The sequence below is a fragment of the Rhodoligotrophos appendicifer genome, from assembly GCF_007474605.1.
Lineage (GTDB): Bacteria > Pseudomonadota > Alphaproteobacteria > Rhizobiales > Im1 > Rhodoligotrophos > Rhodoligotrophos appendicifer.
The window spans coordinates 437,237-458,401 of the sequence record NZ_VHKL01000003.1 but is presented as its reverse complement, the minus strand read 5'-3'; the positions used below and the strand labels follow the sequence as shown (position 1 = coordinate 458,401).

Below are 21,165 nucleotides of genomic sequence, written 5' to 3'. Positions count from 1 at the left end.
CCATGGGACTGCGTGGCTTGACGGATCAGGTTGCGGTGGTGACCGGCGGCGGCAGCGGCATCGGCCGCGCCATCTGCCGGCGGCTGGGGGAGGAGGGCTGCAAAGTCGCCATTCTCGACATGAACGAAGCCGGCGCCAAGGACACCGCCGAGCTGATCGTCGCTGACGGCGGACAGGCCGCAGCCTTCACGGTTGATATCACCGATCATGGCGCGGTCGCGGCCGTGGTGGCCCGGGTCGAGGACGAGCTCGGACCCATCGCCATCCTGGTCAACAATGCGGGCTGGGACCGGATGATCAACTTCGTCGATTCCGATCCGGCGCTGTGGGAAAAGGTGATCGCCATCAACCTCGTCGGGCATCTCAACATGCATCATGCGGTGCTGCCGCGGATGGCGAGCCGAAAGGCCGGCAAGATCGTCAACATCGCCTCCGATGCGGGCCGGGTGGGCTCCAGCGGGGAAGCGGTCTATTCCGCCTGCAAGGGCGGCATGATCGCGTTCACGAAGACGATCGCACGGGAACATGCCAAGTCCGGCATCCGCGTGAACACCGTCTGTCCGGGGCCGACGCAGACGCCGCTGCTCGACGATCTCGCGGCCTCCACGCCCTCGGCCTCCAAGCTCATCGAGCGGCTGGAGATGGCCATTCCCTTGCGCCGGGTGGCGCAGCCCGAGGATTATCCCGGCATCGTGGCGCTGCTGGTCAGCAGCGATGCCGATTACATCACCGGACAGACGATCTCGGTGTCCGGCGGGCTGTCGATGCACGGGTAATCCCGGCCGGGTGTCACATCCCGCACGGCTCGCCTCGCGGCGCGTCACATGCCGAGATAGGCCTGGCGCACCTCGTCGCTGCGGGCGAGATCGGCGGCGGGGCCGCTCATGGTGATCCGGCCATTCTCAATGATATAGGCGTGATCGGCGATGCCGAGCGCCATTTCCGCGTTCTGCTCGACGAGCAGGATGTCGGTGCCGGTCTTGCTGATCTCCTGGATGATGTCGCCGATCAGGTCGACCACCGACGGGGCGAGGCCGATGGAGGGTTCATCCAGCATCAACAGCTTCGGCGCGTTCATCAGCGCGCGCGCCACGGCGACCATCTGCTGCTGGCCGCCGCTGAGGCTGGAGGCGCGGGCCGGGAGCTTTTCGCGCAGGATCGGGAAATAGGTGAGGACCCGCTCCATGTCGCGCTTGACGGCGGCGGCATCGGTCCGGCGATAGGCGCCGATCTCGAGGTTCTCCAGGACCGTCATGGAGGGCAGCAGGCGCCGGCCCTCGGGGACCAGCGACAGGCCACGATCGACATTCTCATAGATCTCGCGGCCCAGGATCTCCTCGCCGAACAGCTTGACGCTGCCCTTCGAGGCCTTGATCAGGCCGATCAGCGCCTTCATGATCGTGGACTTGCCGGCGCCGTTGGAGCCGACAATGGTGGTGATCCTGCCGCGCTCGATTTCGATGTCGATCTCGTGGACGGCCTCGACGACGCCATAGGCCACGCTCAGGCCCGAGACCTGCAATACGATGTCACTCATTTGCGGCGTCCCAGATAGGCGCTGATCACGCGGTCATCCTTGGTGACCTCCTCGGGCGTGCCTTCGCAGAGCAGCTCGCCGTGATTGAGAACGATGAGGCGGTCGCACAGCTTCATGACGGCGCGCATGTTGTGCTCGACGAAAAGGATGGCGGTGCCGTGCTCGTCGCGGATGCGGCGGATCGCATCCAAGGCTCCGGCGACCTCGGTCTGGTTGAGGCCGGTCAGGGGCTCATCCAGGCACAGGATGGTGGGTCGGGAGGCCAAAGCGATGGCTATGGAGATCATGCGCTGGGTGCCGTGGGGCAGCCGGCCTGCCGCTTCGTCCAGCACCTCGGTCAAGCCCAACAGGGATGCCGTCTCCTGGATCCGGGCGGCGCGCTCGGTCTTCTTCAGCGCATGGAAGGTGCCGACGAGGATGTTGTCGCGAACCGTCATCTCGCGCAGCAGGCTGCCATGCTGAAAGGTGCGGACGAGGCCGCGGCGACTGATCCGGGTGGCAGAGTCCCCCGTCACGTCGGTCGCGCCGAAGAAGAGCCGGCCGGCGGAGGGTTTCACGAAGCCGCTGATCAGGTTGAAGGTTGTGCTCTTGCCGGCGCCGTTGGGGCCGATGAGGCCCAGGATCTCGCCGGGATGGAGCGCGAAGGTCAGCTCAGAGACCGCGACCAGCCCGCCATAGCGGCGCGACAGGCCCTCGGTGCGCAGAAGCGGCTTGCCGTCGGTGCGGGGTGCGGGTGAGGATGCCTCGGTCATCGGCTCTCCTTTGCCTCCGCCGACGCCAGCGCCGCCGGCTTCGCGCCCGGCGCGATCCGCGCCCAGAAGCGCTTGAGCACGCCGAACAGGCCGTGGGGCAGGAGCAGGGTGACGGCCACGATGGCGGCGCCGAAGACGATGTGTTCCATGGCCTCGAGACCGAGCGCATATTGGGCGATGAGGGTCATGATGATGGCACCGAGGACGGCCCCCATGATGTGCTCCTCGCCGCCCACCTTCACGAAGGCCAAAGCGAAGGTGGAAAGGACGAAGCTGAAATCGCCGGGCGAGATCACGTTGTTGGAGTGGGCCTGCAGCCCCCCACCCAGGCCCGCGGCCACGGAAGCGATGACGACGCAGAGGACTTTCGTCATGTGGACGTTGACGCCGGTGGTGCGCACGACCGCATCATTGTTGCGGATTCCGCCAAAGACCTTGCCGAGATCGGAGCGCTCCACGAGATAGAGGGCGATGAGCACGAGGATGACCAGGGCCACGACGACAGCGGGAAAGATCGGCTCAAGATCGATGGGCGGAAAGATGCCGATGAGGCCGGAGCTGCCGCCGATATAGTCGGTCTGTGTATAGATCAGGCGCAGCACTTCCGTGAAGGCAAAGCCGATCAGCAGGAAATAGGGACCCTTCACCCGGAGCGTGACGAAGCCGAAGAGAAAGCTGGCCAGGCCGGCTGCGACCGCACCGATCAGAAGCGCCAGGGGGAACGACACTTCATAGACCGCCGTCGCCATGCCCGAGGTGTAGGCGCCGATGCCGAAGAAGCCGGCAATCGCAAAGTTGAGCTCGCCGATGAGCAGCACGAAGCGCAGGCTGGCGGCCAGGAGGGCGCTAATCGCAATCCAGCCGATGAGCTTTGCCGTATAGCCGTCATTCGTCGTCAGCAGGACGGCCATGGTGGCGACCGCAGCGGCTGCGAGGGCAAGGGTTGCGACATTGAGCTTAGGCATGTCCGAGGATCCCTCTCGGTCGAACGATCAGGACCAGCATGACCAGCACGAACATGGCGATGGTCGCGGTCGACGGATCGAAATAATAGCCGCCGACGCTGTCGATGACGGCGATCAGGGCACTGCCGAGGATGGCGCCGGAAATGCTGCCGAGGCCGCCGATGATCACAGCGATGAAGCCCTTGATCAGATAGTCGGCGCCGATGACCGGGGAGGGCACCGAGACCGGGGCGATGAGACCGCCGGCGATGGCCGCCAGCAGCGAGCCGATGAGGAAGCCGTAGAGCGTGATGCGACGGTAGGGGATGCCCTGCAGCATGGCGGCCTCGTGGTCCTCGGCGATGGCGCGGAGCCCCTTGCCCAGCTTCGTGTGGGTCAGCATCCAATAGAGGGCGATGGTGATGACCAGGGCGATGGCGCAGAGCAGCAGGCGCTGGGCGGTGATGGCCGCGCCCATGATCGAATAGGTGCCCTCGACCACCGGCGGCACGACCCGGGGGATGCCGCCGAAGACGTCGAGATAGACGCCCTGGAGCAGGAGGACAAGGCCGATGGACAAGATGAAGGAGCCGATCATGTCGCGCTGGAACTTCATGAAGCCGAAGCGGAAGATGACGAGGCTGAGAAGGGTGACGGCGCCGAGGCCGAAGACGAAGGACAGGCCATAGGCCGCCCAGAGAGGCAGGCCTCCCTCCACGAGCCAGGGCATGGACACGGCGATGATCAGCGCACAGAGCGTGAAGAACTCGCCATGGGCAAAATTCACGATCCGCATGACGCCGAAGATGATCGTCAGGCCCATGGCGAAGAGGACGTAGACGGCACCGATCTGGAGACTGTTCAGCAACAACTGGGCAGAGACGCTCATCGGGCTCAGCTCATGAGGGGCGATTGGGGACAGGAATGGCGGCGGAGCATGCCCCGCCGCCGGCCAGCGAGGCGATCAGTTGGAACTGAGACGCTTCTGCAGCTCGGCGGGGATCACCCGCTTGAGCTCAACCGCTTTGCCGTCCTTCACCTGAGTGACGATGACCGGCAGCTGAAGCTGCTGGGGCGATCCGTAGATCTCCATGCCGCCGAAGACCGACTTGCCATAGGAGGTGTCGATGATGGCCGTGGGAAGAGCCTCGGCGACCTTCTTCGGATCGACACTGTTGGCCTTCTCGATGCCGGCCTTCAGCGCCATGATGGCGTCGTATCCACCCATCTGCACGACGTTCAGAGGCTCGCGGATGACATCGCGGGCACCCTTGTTCAGGGCATGCTGGACCTCGGTCGCCTCGGGGCCGTCATAGTCGGCGGCCAGTCCCATATAGGTCTGCTCCGCAGCAGGACCGGCCACCTTGACAACGGCTTCGCCGCTGGTGCCGGCGCCGATGACCTTGACGCCCTTCCAGCCGATCACGTCGAGTTCCTTCAGGACTAGGCCCCCTTCGGCGGCCGGGGAGGCGCCGAGGTCGACCACGTCGGGCTTCAAGGCTGCGATCTTGGCGGCAATCGGCTGAAACTCGGTGGCCCCGCGCTCATACCAGTCGGTGCTGACGATCTCGACGCCCAGCTTCTCCCAGTTCTCCTTGGCGGCCTGGGTGACTTCCTTGCCGGTGGCGTCATTGGGATTGAGCAAAGCGACGGTCTTGATGTTCGGGTTCTGCCCCTTCACGAGAGGGTAGAGCAGCACCAGCACCTCGTTGGGGGTGTTGATCTGGGTGAAGGTCAGGGGAAATTTCGGTCCCTTGATGTCGCGGCCCCAGGCGGTCGAGAACAACAGCACGCCCTTGCGCTCGGTCAAAGACTGCAGGGCCTTTACGGGCGCGGTGCCGACGCCGATCACGAATTGCGCGTTGTCGCGGCTGAGCAGGGTCTGGGCGACCTTGGAGCCCTCGGCGGCGTTGTACTTGTTGTCATAGGCAATGACGTTGAATGTATATTTCTTGCCGTCGACGGTGATGCCGCCGGCATCGTTGATCGCCTTGGCGGCTTCCTTGGCGGTGTATTCCATGCCGAGGCCCCAGGTGGCGGCGGCCCCGGACATGGGAGCCGAGATGCCGATGGTGATCACCTCATCGGCAAAGGCTGCGGGGATCGAAAGGGCCGTCGTGCTCAGTGCTGCCATAGCGATGAGTCCGAAGCCTCTGCGGGTCCATTTATACGTCATAGCGTCCTCCCATATGTTTTCTTTGGTGGTGGTCTCAGGGTCAAAGGGCCGGCCAGATCCCTCCCGACACCGGCAGGATCACGCCGGTGATGTAGGCGGCATCGTCACTGGCCAGGAACAAAGCGGCGCCGGCGATGTCCTCGGGCGTTCCCAGGCGCTTGAGCACGGTGCGGCTGCGATAGGCCTCGACGAGTGCCGGATCGGCGCGCTCGAGCACCGAGGTCTGGATCATGCCGGGCGCAATGCAGTTCACGGTGACATAGGGGGCCAGCTCCATGGACAGCGACCGCGAGATCGAGGCCACGGCGGCCTTGGCGGCCCCGTATTCGGGCTGCTTGTCGTCGCCGGCGAAGGTGACGGAGGAAATGTTCACGATGCGGCCGTATTGGTTGGCCACCATCTGGGGACCGAGCGCCCGGACGAGAAAAAACAGGCCCTTCAGATTGAAGGCGAAGGTCGTATCCCAGCGCTCCTCGGTCATGGTCAGCACGGGCATGACGAGGTCGGCACTCTTGATGCCGCCGACGACATTCACCAGGATGTCGACGCGGCCGAGCTGATCGAGGGCGATCTGGGCCGTCTCGTTGGCCTCCGCCTCGATCAAGCCATTGGCGCGGTGCGAGACGATGCGACGCTCGGGAAAATCGCGCCGCAACGCGTCGGCAGCGGCGTTGAGACGGTTGGCGGAAATGTCGGTGACCATCAGATCCGCGCCCGCCCCGGCATAGCGCCGGGCGATGGCAGCACCCATGGGACCGCCGGCGCCGGAGACGAAGGCCGTTCTTCCTTCGAGGGTCATGACATGGCCTTTCGGGGCGCCGCTGCGGTCTCCGCCGGGGTGATGCGGCCTGCGGCAATCCAGTCGCGCAGCTGCCGTTTGAGGATCTTGCCATTGGGGCCGAGCGGCATCTCGTCGATGAAATAGACCTGGCGCGGCACCTTGTAGGCGGCGACCTTGCTGCGGCAGAAGTCGATCAGGCCATCGGGGCTGACCGTCGTTCCCGGCCGGACGACGATGACGGCTGCGGGAATCTCGCCCTTCACGGGATCGCTGACGCCGACAAGGGCGCAGACCCCGACATCAGGATAGCCGTAGATCAGGTCCTCGACCTCGAGGGGATAGATGTTGTAGCCGCCAGAAATGATCACATCCTTCTTGCGGTCGACGATGAAGAGGAAGCCGTCGGCATCGAGATAGCCGAGATCGCCGCTCAACCAGCCCTTGTCGGTGAAGATCTTGGCGGTGGTCTCGGGATCGAGCCAGTAGCCGCCGCCGACCGTGTCGCCGCCGACGCGGATCTCGCCGATTTCGTTCGCGGGGAGGGAATTGCCGTCGTCATCGACGATCGTGATCTCGGCGCTGCCGAAGGGCAGGCCAGCGGAGCCGAAGCGACGGGGACCGATCAGCGGCTCGCCGGTGATGTAGCCGGTGACCTCGGTCGAGCCATAGGCCTGGACCAGGCGGACACCGAATTTCGCCTCGAACTGCTCCATGATCGCCGGTGCGACCGGTGCGCCACCGGTCACCGCCAGACGCAGGGAGGAGAGATCATCGACGGCGGGATCGAACTCGTTGATCATGTAGAGAAACATGGTCGGAGTGCCGGCCATGAAGGTGACCTTGTGGTCGCGAATGGTCTTCAGCACGCGCTGGGTGTCCCAGCGTTCCTGCATGATCATGGTGGCGCCGGAAAACAGGGCCAGGTTCATCTTGCAGGTGGCGCCGAAATTATTGAAAATCGGCAGGACGTCCAGGAAGACCTCGGTCCCGAAGCGGAACCGGTTGTAGGTCATCATGTCCTTCAGGGTCGAATATTGGCTGAGCTGGGTGTGCAGCGCGCCCTTCGGCGCTCCCGTCGTGCCCGAGGTGAAGAAGAGGGCCGCGCTGTCGGCAGGGCCGCAGACCACATTGTTAAAGGTCGCAGGCGCGGCCGCCATGGCCGGCTCAAACGGGATGACGCCCGGACCGTCACCGGTGCCGCCGACCACCAGGATGTGGCGCGGAAAGCCGGTGGCCGCGCGCACCGCAGTCACGACGTCCAGGCCCTGGGGAGTGGTGAGCATCGCCTTCATCTCGGTGCGCGCCGAGATGTTGCCGACTTCGGTCTCGCGATACATGGCGCTCATGGGCGTCGGGATGGCGCCGAGGCGCTGACAGGCGAAGTAGCCCACAGCCAGGACCGGACAGCTCGGCAGATAGAGGCCGACAGGATCGCCCTTGCCGATGCCCAGATCGGAGAGCACATTGGCGGCGCGCGCGGTCTGCGCGGCGAACTCGCCATAGGTCAGGGTCTCCGCGTCGCTCACGATGAACGGCCGGTCGGCCAAGATGCGCGCCGAACGTGTCAGGACCTCGTTGAGGGTCTCCATAGCTCCTCCCGGCAATGTTTTTCTTATTGGGCAAGATGAACACGGGGGAGGCTCGAAAGGCAAGCGATTTCTAACAATCGTTCGATCGGTTTTTGCGCCGGCGCGGATTCAACTCGACGGCTGCGAAGAGGTGCTGGAGGGGCCGCCGGAGCCGGCCGACATGCTGCGCGGCTCGCCGTCCTAAGGCTCTCCGCCGCAAGGCTCTCCGTCGCGAGGCTCGCCGTCGCGAGGTGGCCCGCACGGATCCGGCAGCGCCGGCAAGCTTCAGCGGGTGATGGGGGCCGCGGGTGACGGGGCTGCAGCCCGGAGGCCGGGACGGGCGGGTGAGAAGAGCTCGGGGATGGCGCGCCCCTCGAGGGCGTCGGCGACCAGGGGGCCGAGGGCCGGGCCGAATTTGAAGGCATGGCCGGAACAGCCGCAGGCCAGGGTCACCGCGCCCTTGAGGGATGCGCCAATCACGAAATCGGCATCCGGCGTCATGGTCCAGGGATGGCGCTGCGTCCGCTGGACCGTGACGGCGGCCAGCGTCAAGCGGCTGGAGAGCCAGTCGAGGACCTGGCGTTCCTCGGCAAGGACGGGGCCCCATTCTTCGGTGTCGGGGTCCCACCCCTCACTGCCGGCATCGAGGGCGATCTTGTAGCCGATGCCGGGGACGGGATGGGCGTAGATGCCGGTGGCGCCGAAGGCCTGCCACTCGACGAGGCCAGGCCGATCGACAAGCTCGGGTGCGGAGAGAAACGTCACCTGGGCGATGGCCGGGGAGAGGGGGAGGCCAAGCCCCAGCATGGCGAGGAGTTCGCCGGTCCAGGGGCCCGCCGCGATGACGATTCGCCCGGCGCTCAACGAGCCGCGGTCGGTGTCGATCACCAGGGGTGCCTCGCCGCGGATGCGCGTGACCCGCTCCGGGGCGCGAACGACCACGCCGCGGCTCACGGCCGCCTGGAGCAGGGCCGCCAGACCCGCTTCCGCCAGGACGGTTCCCGCCTGCTCGTGAAACAGGGCCCTCTCGCCCGGCTTCAGGCGGAGCTCCGGAAACAGAGCGCGGGTTTCGTTCGCGCCGATGTCCCGCATGGGGAGGCCAGCCGCCGCAACGGTTGACGCCAACGCCGCCAGCTTGTCGGCAGGACCGAGGTCGATCTGACCGGTCAGATGAAGGATGGTGCGGCCGGTTTCCGCCTCCAGCGCGCGCCAGGCCTCGATCGCTTGCAGAGCGAGCCCGACATAGACCGGGTGATCATAGGACACGCGGATGCTGCGGGAGGCACCGGTCGAGGAGGTGACGGGATGGCCGATGCCCCAGCGGTCGATGACAGCGACACGGTGCCCCCGCTTGGCGAGTTCGAGGCTCGTGGCGAGGCCGAAGACACCGGCCCCGATCACGACAACATCAAAGGCATCGTCACTCATGGCACCCTCGCGAAGATCCGTCCCCCAGCGGCCGTGCCGCGAGCACGGGCCGAGACATTCCCCGGGACCCTATCATATCCCCAGGCGGCCCTTCGACGGCTCAGGTGTCGGCTGGGCAATCGAAGGGTGCCGGGTCATCGAAGCGGCGGAGCACATTGGCCGTGATCCGGGCGACGTCGTTGGCATAGCCGTTCCAGGCCATGGCGCCCGCCCAGGCGACGGAGCCGGTGGAGAAGACGGCCCCGCCGCCGCGGGTCTCGAAGAAGGTCATGTCGGCCCGGATCAGCTCGGACTGGGTGCCGGTCCAGTCCGGGGTCGGGTCGAGAAGGTCCTCCGGCGTCATCAGATAGATGTCGGTGTGCCGGGTCGAGGTCGCCAGCACGAGGGCGTGGGGCGGGGTGCCCTGGGCCGGATCGGCGCGATCGATCTCGAGACCCGCCGCACCTCCGCCCGACAGACCGAAGGCGCCGATGGGACCCTCGGCGATCCCGGCAAGCACGAAGTCCGCGCGGGGGTCCTCGCTCGCCGGCAGGCGGTGATAGGGCTCGGAGACGTCGAAGCCCTGGGCCGTCATGCCGACCCCGCATAAGAGGTTCGGCGGGCGCTGGTTGCGGCGCCACAGGCCGCCATATTCGCCGGTGAAGGCGTGGAAGAACTGGCCCTGTCCCGGCTCCCAGGGCCGGATGCCGGCCTCGGAGCGGCGGCATTCGATGATCCCGGGCTGCTTGTCGCTGTAGGAGATGCGCCAATAAAAGCCGTTGCCGCCGAGATAGATCAGCCGCCCGCCCCGGTCGACGAAGCCCTGCAGGGCGTCGAGCATGGGCGTCGAATGATATTCGGGATGGGTGCCGGTGATCACCACCCGGTAGCGGCGCAGCAGGGCCAGGCCGTCCTCGTGCAGGTCCTCGTCGGTGAGGACGTCGAATTCCTGGCCGATATGGTCGAGCCAGCCGGTGATGTGGGTGTCGGCGTTGAAGGCCCAGAGATTGGAGCCGACGCCGCCGAGAAAGCCCTTCACCTTGGGTTGCAGGTCGACGATGGGACGCAGGCGCGAGGAGTAGAAGACGCCGCTGCCGTCGTCATGGACCTCGTAGAAGGAAAAGCCGAGTTCCGGATGGCGCTGCAGGAAGTCGTGATGGGCATCGATTTCGACCAGGCGCCCCATGCCCGTCTCGGTGCCGGGCACATCGAGGCCGAGGCGGTGATTGGCATAGGCCAGATAGCTCGCCGTCGGCATGAGGAAGGCGACGGTGTTCCCGGTGATGCGGTCGCGCGGGGGGCGGACAGCGAAGATGCAGTAGAAGGCTGCGGCCTCGTCGTCGTCGGGGACCAGGCGCACGGCATAGATGCCGCTGCGCAGATCCTCAGGGATGGTGAAGGAAAGATCTGGCTCCCAACCGGCATCGCCCATGTCGTCGGCGTGGAAGTGGATGGCGCTGTAGAGATCGGGGCGCTCGGACCAGCAGAGGGACTGGCCGTGCCAGCGCCAGCCGGTCATGGCCCGGGCAGGGCAGTTCACGGTGACGCCGTCGAGATGATGGGGCGAGGCATCGCGGATCGTCACGCCGTCCATGTCGCGGCCAAAGGCCCAGGCGGCAAGCAGGTGAGGATTGCGCGGCAGAGCGTCCGGATCGCTGAGACAGCGGAGGGCCTCGTCGGGCGACAGGTCTGCGGCGAACAAAGCGGGACTGTCGATCTTGCCGTCGAAATGGTTCTCGATGCCGCCCTGAGCGGTGGCCCCCGCGCCGATGATGGCCTCGTCGATGCCAAGACCCGTCCAGCCGGAGGAAAACGGGCCGGTGCGCGTTTCCCAGGCCCTGCCGGTCTCGGGGGAGAGAGCCGCCAGGGTGGCACTGCCGGTCGTGGCGTCATAAGAGGCGACCAGGACGCACCAGCGCTTCTCGACGAGGGGTGAGGAGAGGGAGAGCGATCCCGCGCCGGCCATCTCGAAGACCGGCACCCCGTCACTTCCGATGGAAAGCTCGAGATGCGGGCCGAGGGAGATGATGGCCTGGCGCCGCTGGGCGAGCCGCGTCGGCCAGATCACCGTCGCGATGGTGAGGCTCGCCAGATCGCTGAGGATCCCGCGACCGGGAATGCGGATATAGGAGCCGGGCGTGAGCGGTTGATGGCGCGCCGGCCGGTCGCCGCCCAGATCGAAATCGATGGGCTCGTCCTTGTAGCCGGGGCCCTCGGGATTGATGTCGCCCTGGATGATCCGGCGCAGGTCGGCGCGATAGCGGCTGGCGCCATAGGCGCCGACCATGATGTCGATGCTCTCGCCCGGGGCGACGCTCAGGCGCGAGGGGTAGGCGATCAGGGACAGCACGGCGTCAGGCCTCCCCGGTGCTGGCGGGCGCATCGCTCCCGGTGAGGTCGCGCCAGCGGCGCAGGAAGACGTCACGCTCGCCTTCCGCAAGGCTCAGATACTCGATGCCGGCGATCTCGGCGATGGGATCGCCGCGCCGCGCCGGCAGCCGCCCGAGCCCCCAGCGCCGATAGGGCTCGCGGACGATCAGCACATATTTGCCCTCCGGGCCCTGACCCCGCATGAGGTTGAGGACGCGCTGCAGGCCGGGGCTCTTGTAGCCGAAGGGCCGGCTCAGGAATTCGGCGACGAAGGCCTCATCCTCGGGCGTGATCCGGTAGCGCGCCATGATGCGTCAGGCCGCCAGTTTCATGACCGAGGCATGGACCTCGTCGAGGGTGCGCTCGAGGATCGAAAAGAGCTCGTCGATCTCCGCCTCGGTGATGATGAAGGGCGGAGCCAGGACCACGGCACTCCCCAGCGGCCGCACGATCAGGCCATGCTTGAGTGCCACCCCTGCGATCTTCTCACTGACGTCCCATTGCCCGGGGAAGGCTTGCTTGGTGGGCTTGTCGGCGACGATCTCGAGGGCGCCCATGAGGCCGATGCCGCGGGCCTCGCCCACCATGGGATGGTCGGCCAGGGCCTTGAGGCGACGCTGGAACAGGGGCGAGACCGCCTGGATGTGCTTGAGGATGCCGCCCTGCTCGATCTGGTCGAGGACGGCCATGGCGATGGCGCAGCCCACGGGATGAGCGCCGGTGGTGAAGCCATGCGGGAATTCGTCATATTTGGCGGAGGCGGCCTCGACCCTCGCGGTGATCTCGGGGCTCAGGATCACCGCGCCCATGGGGAAGAAACCCGCGGTGATGACCTTCGAGGCAACGACAATGTCGGGCGTCATGCCATAGGTGATGGACCCCCAACGCTCCCCGGTCCGCCCGAAGCCGCAGATCACCTCGTCGGCGACGAGAGGGATCCCATGGCGGCGCAAGACCGGCTGGATGGCCTGGAAATATCCCTCCGGCGGCGGAACGACGCCGCCCGCGCCCATGACGGGTTCGGCGAAGAAGCCGGCGATGGTGTCGGCGCCGAGCTCGGTGATCCGCGCCTCCAGATCGGCGGCACACCGGGCGGAGAATTCGAGCTCGGATTCGCCGGGCCGGCCTTCGCGCCAATGATGCGGGTTCATGACATATTTGACCTGGGCAAGCGGCAGTCCGAAGGCCTGGTTATAGGCTTTGCCGGTGAGGCTCGCGGTCATGACGGTGGTGCCGTGATAGGAGTTCCAGCGCGTCAGAATGGTCTTGCGCTGCGGCTGGCCTTCGGCTTCGGCCATGAGCCACAGCATCTTGACGACGCTGTCATTGGCCTCGGAGCCGGAATTGGCGAAGAAGACGCGGTCGGCCGGCATCGGGGCCATGTCGACGAGGCGCTGGGCGAGGTCGAGGCCGGCGCGGGCGACGCGGCCGAAGAAGGCGTGATAGGCCGGCAGCTTCGCATAGGCCTCGCGGGCGGCGGCGACCAAAGCCGGGTTGTCGAAGCCGAGGACGACATTCCAGAGGCCGGAATTGCCTTCGAGATATTTCCGTCCCTGCTCATCGAAGACATAGATGCCGCGACCGTGGTCGATCACCACGGGGCCGCTCTCGGCCAGGGTCGGCATGTGGGAGAACGGGTGCAGGAACGCGCTGACATTGTTCTTGATCGGGGCGGGCATGCGTTTCACTCCGGATTTATACAACGAGGCCGGGCAGGGGCGCCCAGCCTCGGACACGCGTCTGATCAGTTGGATTTCACCCGCGACCAGGCGCGGTCATAGAGCTTCAGATCGGGCCCGAGATCCTCGAAGATCTGCAGCTTGGCGCGAACATCCGCCGGCGGGTTGGTCGCCGGGTGATTTTTCAGATTGTCGGGCAGGAGCGGGATCGCTGCAGTATTGACCGAGCCGTTGGTCAACATGGTGGTGTTCAGGACCGACACGTCGGGGCGCATCATGAACTCCATGAATTTCAGCGCATTCTCCTTGTTCGGCGCCGTCTTCAGCATGCAGAGATCTTCCTGATACATGGTGGCACCCTCCTCAGGCACCACGAAGGCCAGATCCTTCGGGTTTTCGAGGACGTTCAAGACGGCGCCGACATAATAATGCGAGGCGGCGATGTCGCCGGAGGTCACCAGCGGCAGCACGTCGTAGCGGAAGGCGGCGATGTTCGGCTTCTGCTTCAGGATGTACTCCTCGGCGGCCTTGATCTCGGCCGGGTCGCGGGAATTCACCGACTTGCCGTCGACGATCAGGCCGATGCCGAGCGTCTCGCGCAGATCGTCGAGCAAGGTCACCTTGCCGGGGTTCTTCTCGGCATAGGCGAAGAAGTCCTTCCAGCTCTTGATCTCCGGCACGAGGGTCTTGTTGTAGAAGATGCCGACGACACCCCAGGCGTAAGGCAGGCAATATTCAGCCTTGGGATCCTGCTTGGAGCGCAGGGCCGCCTTGTCGATGTTCTCGAAGCCGGGCAGCGTATTGACGTCGGTCTTCTCCAGAAGCTCGAGCTGCTGCATGATGTCGTGCATGTGCACCGACGGCCAGACGAGATCGTAGCCCGTGGCGCCGGCCTGGATCTTGGCCAGCATCTCCTCGTTCGTGCTGTAGGTGTCGAGGGTGACCTTGACGTCGAACTCCTTGCTGAACTTGTCGATCACTTCCGGGTTGATGTAATCGCCCCAATTATAGAGGTGCAACTCACCCGCAGCGTGAACCGGGCTTGCGGCGCCGAAGCCGATGACGGCCGCGACCCCGACGAGGGAGGCGGTCAACGCTCTTAATCGCTTCATGGTGTTACACTCCGTTGTCTTGGCCCGAAGGCCGGGGGCCCTGAGGGCCGGTTTCGGTCAGGTTCGTCGCGATCGCAGATAGAGCCCGATCGAGGCGATCACGAAGGTGAAGAGAATCAGCAGAACGGCCAGCGCATTGACCTGCGGGCGCACGCCACGGCGCATCATCGCCAGGATAAACAGGGGCAGGGTCTGGGAATCGACGCCGGCGATGAAATAGGTGATGACCACGTCATCGAGGGAGATGATGAAGGCGAGCAGGAAGCCGCCGAGGACGCCCGGCATGATCTGCGGCAGGGTGATCCGGCGGAAGGTCGTCCAGGGGCCGGCGCCGAGATCGGCTGAGGCCCGCTCCAGGCTCTGATCCATGCCGGCCAGACGCGCACTCACCACGATGAAGACGTAGCTCGACAGAAACGTGCAGTGGCCGATGACGATGGTGAACAGGCCGAGCTTCATGCCGAGGCCGACGAAGAAGATGAGGAGGGCCAGGCCGAGCACGATGTCGGGCATCAGCATGGGCAGCAGCAGAAGGCCCTGATAGGCGCGCTTGCCGAAGAAGTGGTAGCGGGCGATGGCCAATGCGGTGGCGGTGCCGATGATGGTCGAGAGGGTGCTGGCGGACAGGGCGACGATCAGGCTGTTGCGGACCGCGGCCATGATCTTGTCGGGGGATTCCGCAAAGGCGCTGTCGAAGGCGGCGCCCGCAGGCTGCATGCCGAACAGGAATTTGTACCAATCGGTGGTGAAGCCGCTCCAGATCGCCATGTTGATCGGATTGGCATTGAAGGAATAGACGAAGATCAGCACCAGCGGCGCATAGAGAAAGACCAGGAACAGCGCGCCATAGGCATTGAGTGCGCCTCTGAGCACGGAGCGTCGCTTGCGCTGGGCGCCCATCAGCCGGCCGCCTGTCTGTCGTCGCCGCGGCGCATGATCTTGACCGTGTAGATCAGCAGCAAGGTCATCACGACGGCCATGATCAACATGGTGAGGCTGGCGCCGAAGGGCCAGTTCCGCGCCTGCAGGAACTGGCGCTCGATGACGTTGCCCGTCATCTGCACCTTCGAGCCGCCGAGAAAGGCAGGAATGATGAAATTGCCCAGAGCGGGGATAAACACGATGATCGAGCCGCCGGCGATGCCGGGCAGGGTCAAGGGCAGAATCACGCGCCGGAAGGTCTGCAGAGGGGTCGCGCCGAGATCCTGGGAGGCCTGGAGCAGGGCGCCGTCCAGCCGCTCGACATTGGCGTAGATCGGCAGGAACATGAAGGGCACGAGCGTGTAGACGAGACCCACGACCACCGCGAATTCGGTGAAGATCATGTTCAACGGCTCGGCGATCACGCCCAGGGCCTGCAGGATCGTGTTGATGAAACCGGTCGGCCGCAGCAGCAGAAGCCAGGCATAGATCCGGATCAGCAGATTGGCGAAGAAGGGCAGGGTGATCAGGAACAGGATCAGGGTCTTGCGGTTGGCCGGCATGCCGGCGACCCAGAAGGCGGCCGGGTAGCAGATCAACAAGGTGACGACGACCGTCATCAGGGCGAAGCGGACGGAATTGAGGAAGATCCACAGATAGACGGGGTCGAATTCCTCGCCGCCACCGATCGGCCAGCCCAGGATGCGGCCGTAATTATAGGGGTAGAAGGTCCAGGTGACCCCGCCATACATCCCCGCCTCGAGGAAGCTGTAGACCACCATGATGCCGAGGGGGACCAGGAAGAAGACGCCGAGCAGGAGGGTGATCGGCATCAGCAAAGCGGCTGGCGCCGAGGCCTTGCGGATCGCGCGCGCCCAGCCCGCCATCACGCATCCCCCCGGGGCATGAGGTGGGCGGCCTCGGCGGCATAGACCAGGTCGATCGTGGTGCCGGCCTCGGGCGGGGGCCGGTCATGGGGGGAATGGCGCCGGAGCGCCGTCACGCTGGTGCCGTCGGCCAGTTGCGCATGAATGTGGAGGTCGGCGCCCACGAAAACCACCTGCTCGACCACGGCGGACAGCTTGTTCTCGGCGGCGGTCGCCGCGGCGGTCGCTGCAGCCGTCGCCGCAGCCGTCGCAGCGGTGGTCGCAGCACCGGTCGCCGCGGGGACGAGATGTTCGGGCCGCACCATGAGGTCGACGGCGGCGCCGACCGCGAAGCCGCGCTCCGGGCTCGACAGGCGCAGGCCGCCGGTGCTCTCGATCACGGTGCGGTTCGCGGAGGCCTCGACCACCGTGCCGCGAAAAATATTGCTGGTCCCGATGAAGCTCGCCACGAAGCGGTCGACGGGGCGGTCATAGATCTCCGTCGGCGTGCCGATCTGCAGGACGCGGCCATGATCCATGACCACGATGCGGTCCGACATGGCGAGCGCTTCCTCCTGGTCGTGGGTCACGAAGATGAAGGTGACGCCGACGGAATTCTGGAGGCGCTTCAATTCCAGCTGCATGGACTGGCGCAGCTTGCGATCCAGAGCGGATAAGGGCTCGTCGAGAAGCAACAGGCGCGGCCGCAGGATCAGCGCCCGGGCCAGCGCGACGCGCTGCTGCTGGCCGCCGGAGAGCTGGCGCGGCATGCGGGAGGCGTAGTCCGACAGGCCCACCAAAGTGAGCGCCTCGCCGACCCGCGCCTTGCGTTCGGCCCGCGCGACGCCGGCGACGTCGAGGCCATAGCCGATATTGTCGGCGACGCTCAGATGCGGGAACAAGGCGTAGCTCTGGAACACCGTGTTGAAAGGGCGGCGATGGGCCGGCACGCCATTCATGGACCGGCCCTCGAAGACGATGTCGCCGTCATCGAGATCCTCGAAGCCGGCGATGCATTTCAGGAGGGTGGTCTTGCCGCAGCCGGAGGGCCCGAGCAGGGTCAGGAACTCGTTGCCGCGCACCGCGATCGAGACGCCGTCAAGGGCGCGGACGGCGCCGCCTTCGGGCGCGTCGTAAAGTTTCGTGGCACCAGCGATCGTCAGAAGATCCCGGGTCGCGCCGGTGGCGTCGGCCTTCATCTGTCGCGCCTCCCTCACCCGAGCGCTTTCACGGATTGTCTTTTATCCCCACCTAAGTACAATATTCCGATGACAAGTTCTGGCGCAAGGCTTTTGTCGACGACCGATCTGCAGTCGGAGCTCTCCTCCCATATAAGGGAGTGGATCCGCAGCACCCAGCCGGCCATCGGCACGGTGATCCGGGAGAGCGTGCTCGCCCGCGACCTCGGCGTGTCGCGCTCGCCGGTGCGCGCCGCTTTGGCGGAGCTGGTGGTCGACGGGCTGGTGGCGGCCCGGCCCCATGGCGGATACCAGATCATCGCCGCCGGCCCCGCGGCGCCCGCGACCGAGACCGCCGGCGGCAGCGCGTCGCGTCCCTATGCGCTGATGCTGCGGGACATCATCCTGAACACCCTGCCGACGCCCGCCACCGAGAGCGCTCTGATGCGGCGCTATGATCTCGGACGCGGCGAGGTCCGCAGAACCCTGCGGCGGCTGACCCGGGAGGGGCTGGCCGAGCCGCTGCCCGGGCGCGGCTGGAGCATCATCGAACTCACCCAGGAGCAGGTGGCCATGAGCTATCAGCTCCGCCTCCTCTTGGAGCCGGCCCTGCTGCTGGACGACAGTTTCGGCCTGTCGCTGCGCCAGCTGGACAGCCTGAAGCACGACCATCTGCGCCAGCGGGACGCGCTGTCCAGCGACATGGCCTGGGAAGAGCTCTTCGCCCTCGATGCCCTGTTCCACGAGAGCCTGGCGAAAGGATCGAAGAACAGCCTCGTCCTCGACATCATCAGCCGGCAAAACCGGTTGCGGCGGCTATGCGAATATATCAGCTATGTCCGGCTGGAGCGCATCCGGGGCTCCATCGGCGAGCATGTGGCGATTCTCGAGGCCCTGATCGCCGACAATAGAAAACTGGCCTCGCGCCTGATGCGCGAGCATATCGCCGTCTCCCGGGACGAGACGATCAGCCATTTCGCGGCCGATCTCGAGACCTTCCGGGTGCGCAACGGGCCTCTTTAGGAGGCGGCTGCGGGGCGGGGCGATCAGGGGCGTGCGGCGTGCCGCGCCGCACGGGGGTCAGCGACAGGGGGCCTGCGCCGCCGTCAGGACGGGGCCGGGCCGCCATGGGGCGGAGGGATGGGGTGGATGGCTGGGGCGCCAGGATGGCCACAAATTCCCATAAGTATTTGAATTAAATAGATTAATATTTATAGCTGTGGTTCTGCCCGTAACACCTGCTTGATGCAGAATGGCGTGATTGTCTTATCTAAGTTCGCAGTCACCTTGGTAACCGCATGGACCGGCTAGAGGCGACGTAAGCCAGTGAGACAGGTGAGTTTGCGAGCACAATAAATGACGTTAAGATCACTGGTTGGGAAGGGCCCACGCTTATTTATGTGAATTGGACGGCCAATGGACAAAGAAGAAATAACCACCGTCGCGACCATAATGGAGGGAGCCGCCAACTTACCTGCCCCAGTTAAGACGAGTTTTCTAAAAGCTCTTAGCAATTTGCTGGGCGGAGTTACTGCGATTCCCGCAGCATTAATGAAAAGGCCGGCTCAGTCGGTAGAGGATATCACGGCGGCAAGGTCCTACGTGGCAGCAACGCTAGCCAAGGGTGTTGCCGAGATGGGACTGAACGACCCCACTGTTATGCAAGCTGCAGCCGAGATTTATTTGCCAACTACGGTCCGCAAGGTAATGAACAGGATGCAGGTCGCACAGCGAGCGACGGAGCATCTGGCTGATGAGGCTTCGGCCGTTGGCGACGACAGTAAGGCGGCTCCTCCAGGGGACGATTGGATGAACTCATTCATGCGCTTCGCAGAAGACGCGTCATCCGAGCAATTACAACACTTGTTTGCGGGTATTTTGGTGGGCGAGGTTACTCGACCGGGATCATTCGCGTTGAGAACCCTTCGAGCAGTTTCCGAATTGGATCAGGCAGTCGCACAAGATTTCACCCTGGTCTGGGCTAAGAGTGTCGGCAACGCTGTCGATTACAGCATTGAGTTTCAACGCGGGGAATGGTTCGCCAGGTGGAAACGGTTGGCGGAAGCTGGTCTCATTGCCCCTGACAGCACTGTTCAGTTTCTACCTCCGTATATGCCAATCCCCAACGGTAATGCTTTTTGGATGCCCATGTCCGCTGGAGGTACATCGCTCGTAATTCAGTTTTCGCAGCAATGCCAGGCGAGATGGCAACATATAGATTTCACTCTCGTCGGCCGCCAGATTGGCAGCCTGCTTGCTCGCCCCGATTACGAGGCGAATATGCGAAAGCCCGGACAGACACTGGCGCGCCAGAACGGCGTACTAAGAGTCGAGTTGCGCTCTGCGGGCAAGCCGGTGGAAGTTATCGGCGCATAATTCCCACAGATCAAAAGCGATCTTGGTTCTCCAGCACCCCTCGCAGGCGATCCCAGGGGCTATCTAGCTTGTTCATGAGCTTCGCTGCGCCTTACGTCATCTTTAATCCACTTAGGCCAGACGCCGGCATGCCCTAACAGCATCGCCACGTCCTCAGTTTCCCCGGAAGCGGGACAAAGCTGGCGGTTCTCAAGAGTAACTACCAACGTTCGGTATAACTGATTATCTATGTAAACATTTTTCACTCTGCGGCTCCCCTAAATCAAAGCACCCGCCGACACCGGGCATTGAACTGATTCGCATGTCTTGCGGTAAAACGCAAATTAAAACTCTATTTATTTCCTAAGATAATTCAGTAAGTCAGTACTTACTTATTTTTGTTGTGAAATGTACCGGGAGTAGTTGTTTTATAGTGAATTTACTTGTTCCGCGCGGCACGCTGAGGTTTTCGCCGGACGTTGCGGCTGCAGGCCTGGAGGCGGTGCTGGGAACCGGAGGGTGTTTGGAGATTGAAGACGCCTTGCGAACCGGACCCCATACCGGAGGATCTGATATCTTCGGTAGGGGGAAATGCTTTCTGGAGATCGGACGACGGTCCCGCGGAGCGGGCCGGAGGCGCCGATCTCGCGGAGCGCAAGCGGAGCTCTTTCTTGCGAGCGGAGCGAGCCCGGGGCTCATCGAAAGATTAGATACTTGTCTTTAGTGTACCTCTACACTTCCAAGACTAATAATAGGGACATTTCCTGTGCTAGACAAATACTGAAGAAAACGGCCGAAATCAGCCAATTTGTATCTAGTCTGTCTAGCACAAGTTTTTTCAACGAAAAATGCATTTCAAGCCCTTCTGTCTAGCACAGGGTGTGTCCAACATAAGCGCAAGAGGACACACCCTGTGCTAGATAGAAGGAAGCCATAGTCACCGGATAACCAGTAACTTTCGAGATTATTGCTCACAAGTGATATAACTGGTATTATAAGTATAGCTTGTAATAAGGGAGCCTCAGATGGCCATGCTTAAAATTCCAGATGAACGGGCTTCGCAGTTGAAGCGGCTGTCCAGGCACCATGGCAAGCCCATGACGGAGGTCCTTGGTAGCTTAATCGCTCAGGAGCTGGAGAAGGAAGGTCTCAGTCGAGACATGCCCGGTCTGGGCGCCGAAGTTGTTAAAACCAACGTCGGACTTCGGATCGCGATCACGGTTGAGAACATCACCACCGCTGGATTGAACGTAAGCGAGGCGATTGGACTGGCAAATGCTATCGATCAGATCTCGCACAAAGCTGGCAGGGCGTCGGTTTCATTCAAGAGTACCAGCGATAAGATGGAAGTCGATCGCGTCGGCTCAGCGGTTCGGCTAGCTATTCATGACGACCTGACTGAGACAGCCGCCAAGCGCGTAATGCCGGTTTCGATTGCACAGGAATTCGCCCATCAGATCCGCCTCGCGGCAGAGCGGGCCGCGTAATAGATGCCAGCTGCTGGCGCTTGGGCGACACA

Annotated in this window: 19 protein-coding genes; 4 read left to right on the top strand and 15 right to left on the bottom strand. The window is 64.2% G+C overall.

The features are described from left to right. Positions 1–2 precede the first annotated feature (2 nt). A complete protein-coding gene (locus FKM97_RS09160) occupies positions 3–776 on the top strand; it encodes an SDR family oxidoreductase (protein WP_246104996.1) in 774 nt (257 codons plus the stop codon). Between the two features lie 44 nt (positions 777–820). Here FKM97_RS09160 and FKM97_RS09155 read toward each other — a convergent pair whose 3' ends face one another. The 15 genes from FKM97_RS09155 to FKM97_RS09085 all read right to left on the bottom strand — a co-directional run bounded on the left by FKM97_RS09155 (position 821) and on the right by FKM97_RS09085 (position 17,312). Next, positions 821–1,537, bottom strand: a complete 717-nt coding sequence (locus FKM97_RS09155; RefSeq protein ID WP_144292095.1) for an ABC transporter ATP-binding protein — start codon at positions 1,535–1,537, stop codon at positions 821–823. Beyond that, on the bottom strand, positions 1,534–2,289 hold the full coding sequence (locus FKM97_RS09150) for an ABC transporter ATP-binding protein (RefSeq protein WP_144292094.1): 756 nt from the start codon (positions 2,287–2,289) through the stop codon (positions 1,534–1,536). The genes FKM97_RS09155 and FKM97_RS09150 overlap by 4 nt, the downstream gene beginning before the upstream one ends. Further along, positions 2,286–3,254 carry a branched-chain amino acid ABC transporter permease gene (locus FKM97_RS09145; RefSeq protein WP_144292093.1) on the bottom strand — a complete coding sequence of 323 codons (969 nt, stop codon included), beginning with the start codon at positions 3,252–3,254 and terminating at the stop codon, positions 2,286–2,288. Before FKM97_RS09145 ends, FKM97_RS09150 begins: the two co-directional genes overlap by 4 nt. Beyond that, the gene (locus FKM97_RS09140) at positions 3,247–4,122 is read right to left on the bottom strand and encodes a branched-chain amino acid ABC transporter permease (protein WP_144292092.1); all 876 of its coding nucleotides are present in this window, start codon (positions 4,120–4,122) and stop codon (positions 3,247–3,249) included. The genes FKM97_RS09145 and FKM97_RS09140 overlap by 8 nt, the downstream gene beginning before the upstream one ends. 75 nt (positions 4,123–4,197) lie before the next feature. Next, positions 4,198–5,409: an ABC transporter substrate-binding protein gene (locus tag FKM97_RS09135; RefSeq protein WP_144292091.1), complete on the bottom strand. Its 1,212-nt coding sequence runs from the start codon at positions 5,407–5,409 to the stop codon at positions 4,198–4,200. Positions 5,410–5,449: 40 nt separating this feature from the next. Beyond that, the gene (locus FKM97_RS09130; RefSeq protein ID WP_144292090.1) at positions 5,450–6,208 is read right to left on the bottom strand and encodes an SDR family NAD(P)-dependent oxidoreductase; all 759 of its coding nucleotides are present in this window, start codon (positions 6,206–6,208) and stop codon (positions 5,450–5,452) included. Next, positions 6,205–7,779, bottom strand: a complete 1,575-nt coding sequence (locus FKM97_RS09125) for a class I adenylate-forming enzyme family protein (protein ID WP_144292089.1) — start codon at positions 7,777–7,779, stop codon at positions 6,205–6,207. The genes FKM97_RS09130 and FKM97_RS09125 overlap by 4 nt, the downstream gene beginning before the upstream one ends. A 264-nt stretch (positions 7,780–8,043) precedes the next feature. Continuing rightward, positions 8,044–9,186, bottom strand: a complete 1,143-nt coding sequence (locus tag FKM97_RS09120) for an FAD-dependent oxidoreductase (protein ID WP_144292088.1) — start codon at positions 9,184–9,186, stop codon at positions 8,044–8,046. A gap of 100 nt (positions 9,187–9,286) precedes the next feature. Next, positions 9,287–11,515, bottom strand: coding sequence for a N,N-dimethylformamidase beta subunit family domain-containing protein (locus FKM97_RS09115; protein ID WP_144292087.1), 2,229 nt, complete (start codon positions 11,513–11,515; stop codon positions 9,287–9,289). A gap of 4 nt (positions 11,516–11,519) precedes the next feature. Next, positions 11,520–11,843, bottom strand: coding sequence for a N,N-dimethylformamidase alpha subunit family protein (locus tag FKM97_RS09110; RefSeq protein WP_144292086.1), 324 nt, complete (start codon positions 11,841–11,843; stop codon positions 11,520–11,522). A 6-nt stretch (positions 11,844–11,849) separates the two neighbouring features. Then, entirely contained in the window at positions 11,850–13,214 is a 1,365-nt protein-coding gene (locus tag FKM97_RS09105; RefSeq protein WP_144292085.1) for an aminotransferase, read from the bottom strand. Positions 13,215–13,279: 65 nt separating this feature from the next. Further along, positions 13,280–14,326: an ABC transporter substrate-binding protein gene (locus tag FKM97_RS09100; protein WP_144292084.1), complete on the bottom strand. Its 1,047-nt coding sequence runs from the start codon at positions 14,324–14,326 to the stop codon at positions 13,280–13,282. A 57-nt stretch (positions 14,327–14,383) separates the two neighbouring features. Next, positions 14,384–15,226, bottom strand: a complete 843-nt coding sequence (locus FKM97_RS09095) for an ABC transporter permease (RefSeq protein ID WP_144292083.1) — start codon at positions 15,224–15,226, stop codon at positions 14,384–14,386. Next, positions 15,226–16,134: an ABC transporter permease gene (locus FKM97_RS09090; protein ID WP_144292082.1), complete on the bottom strand. Its 909-nt coding sequence runs from the start codon at positions 16,132–16,134 to the stop codon at positions 15,226–15,228. The genes FKM97_RS09095 and FKM97_RS09090 overlap by 1 nt, the downstream gene beginning before the upstream one ends. Then, on the bottom strand, positions 16,134–17,312 hold the full coding sequence (locus FKM97_RS09085) for an ABC transporter ATP-binding protein (protein WP_144292081.1): 1,179 nt from the start codon (positions 17,310–17,312) through the stop codon (positions 16,134–16,136). Before FKM97_RS09085 ends, FKM97_RS09090 begins: the two co-directional genes overlap by 1 nt. A 69-nt stretch (positions 17,313–17,381) precedes the next feature. Here FKM97_RS09085 and FKM97_RS09080 point away from each other — a divergent pair, with 69 nt between their 5' ends. The 3 genes from FKM97_RS09080 to FKM97_RS09070 all read left to right on the top strand — a co-directional run bounded on the left by FKM97_RS09080 (position 17,382) and on the right by FKM97_RS09070 (position 21,133). Continuing rightward, positions 17,382–18,314: a GntR family transcriptional regulator gene (locus tag FKM97_RS09080; RefSeq protein ID WP_144292080.1), complete on the top strand. Its 933-nt coding sequence runs from the start codon at positions 17,382–17,384 to the stop codon at positions 18,312–18,314. 393 nt (positions 18,315–18,707) lie between these two features. Next, positions 18,708–19,667, top strand: a complete 960-nt coding sequence (locus FKM97_RS09075) for a DUF2806 domain-containing protein (RefSeq protein ID WP_144292079.1) — start codon at positions 18,708–18,710, stop codon at positions 19,665–19,667. Between the two features lie 1,004 nt (positions 19,668–20,671). Continuing rightward, complete coding sequence (locus FKM97_RS09070; RefSeq protein ID WP_144292078.1) at positions 20,672–21,133, top strand: hypothetical protein; 462 nt, start codon at positions 20,672–20,674, stop codon at positions 21,131–21,133. The last annotated feature ends 32 nt before the right edge of the window (positions 21,134–21,165 follow it).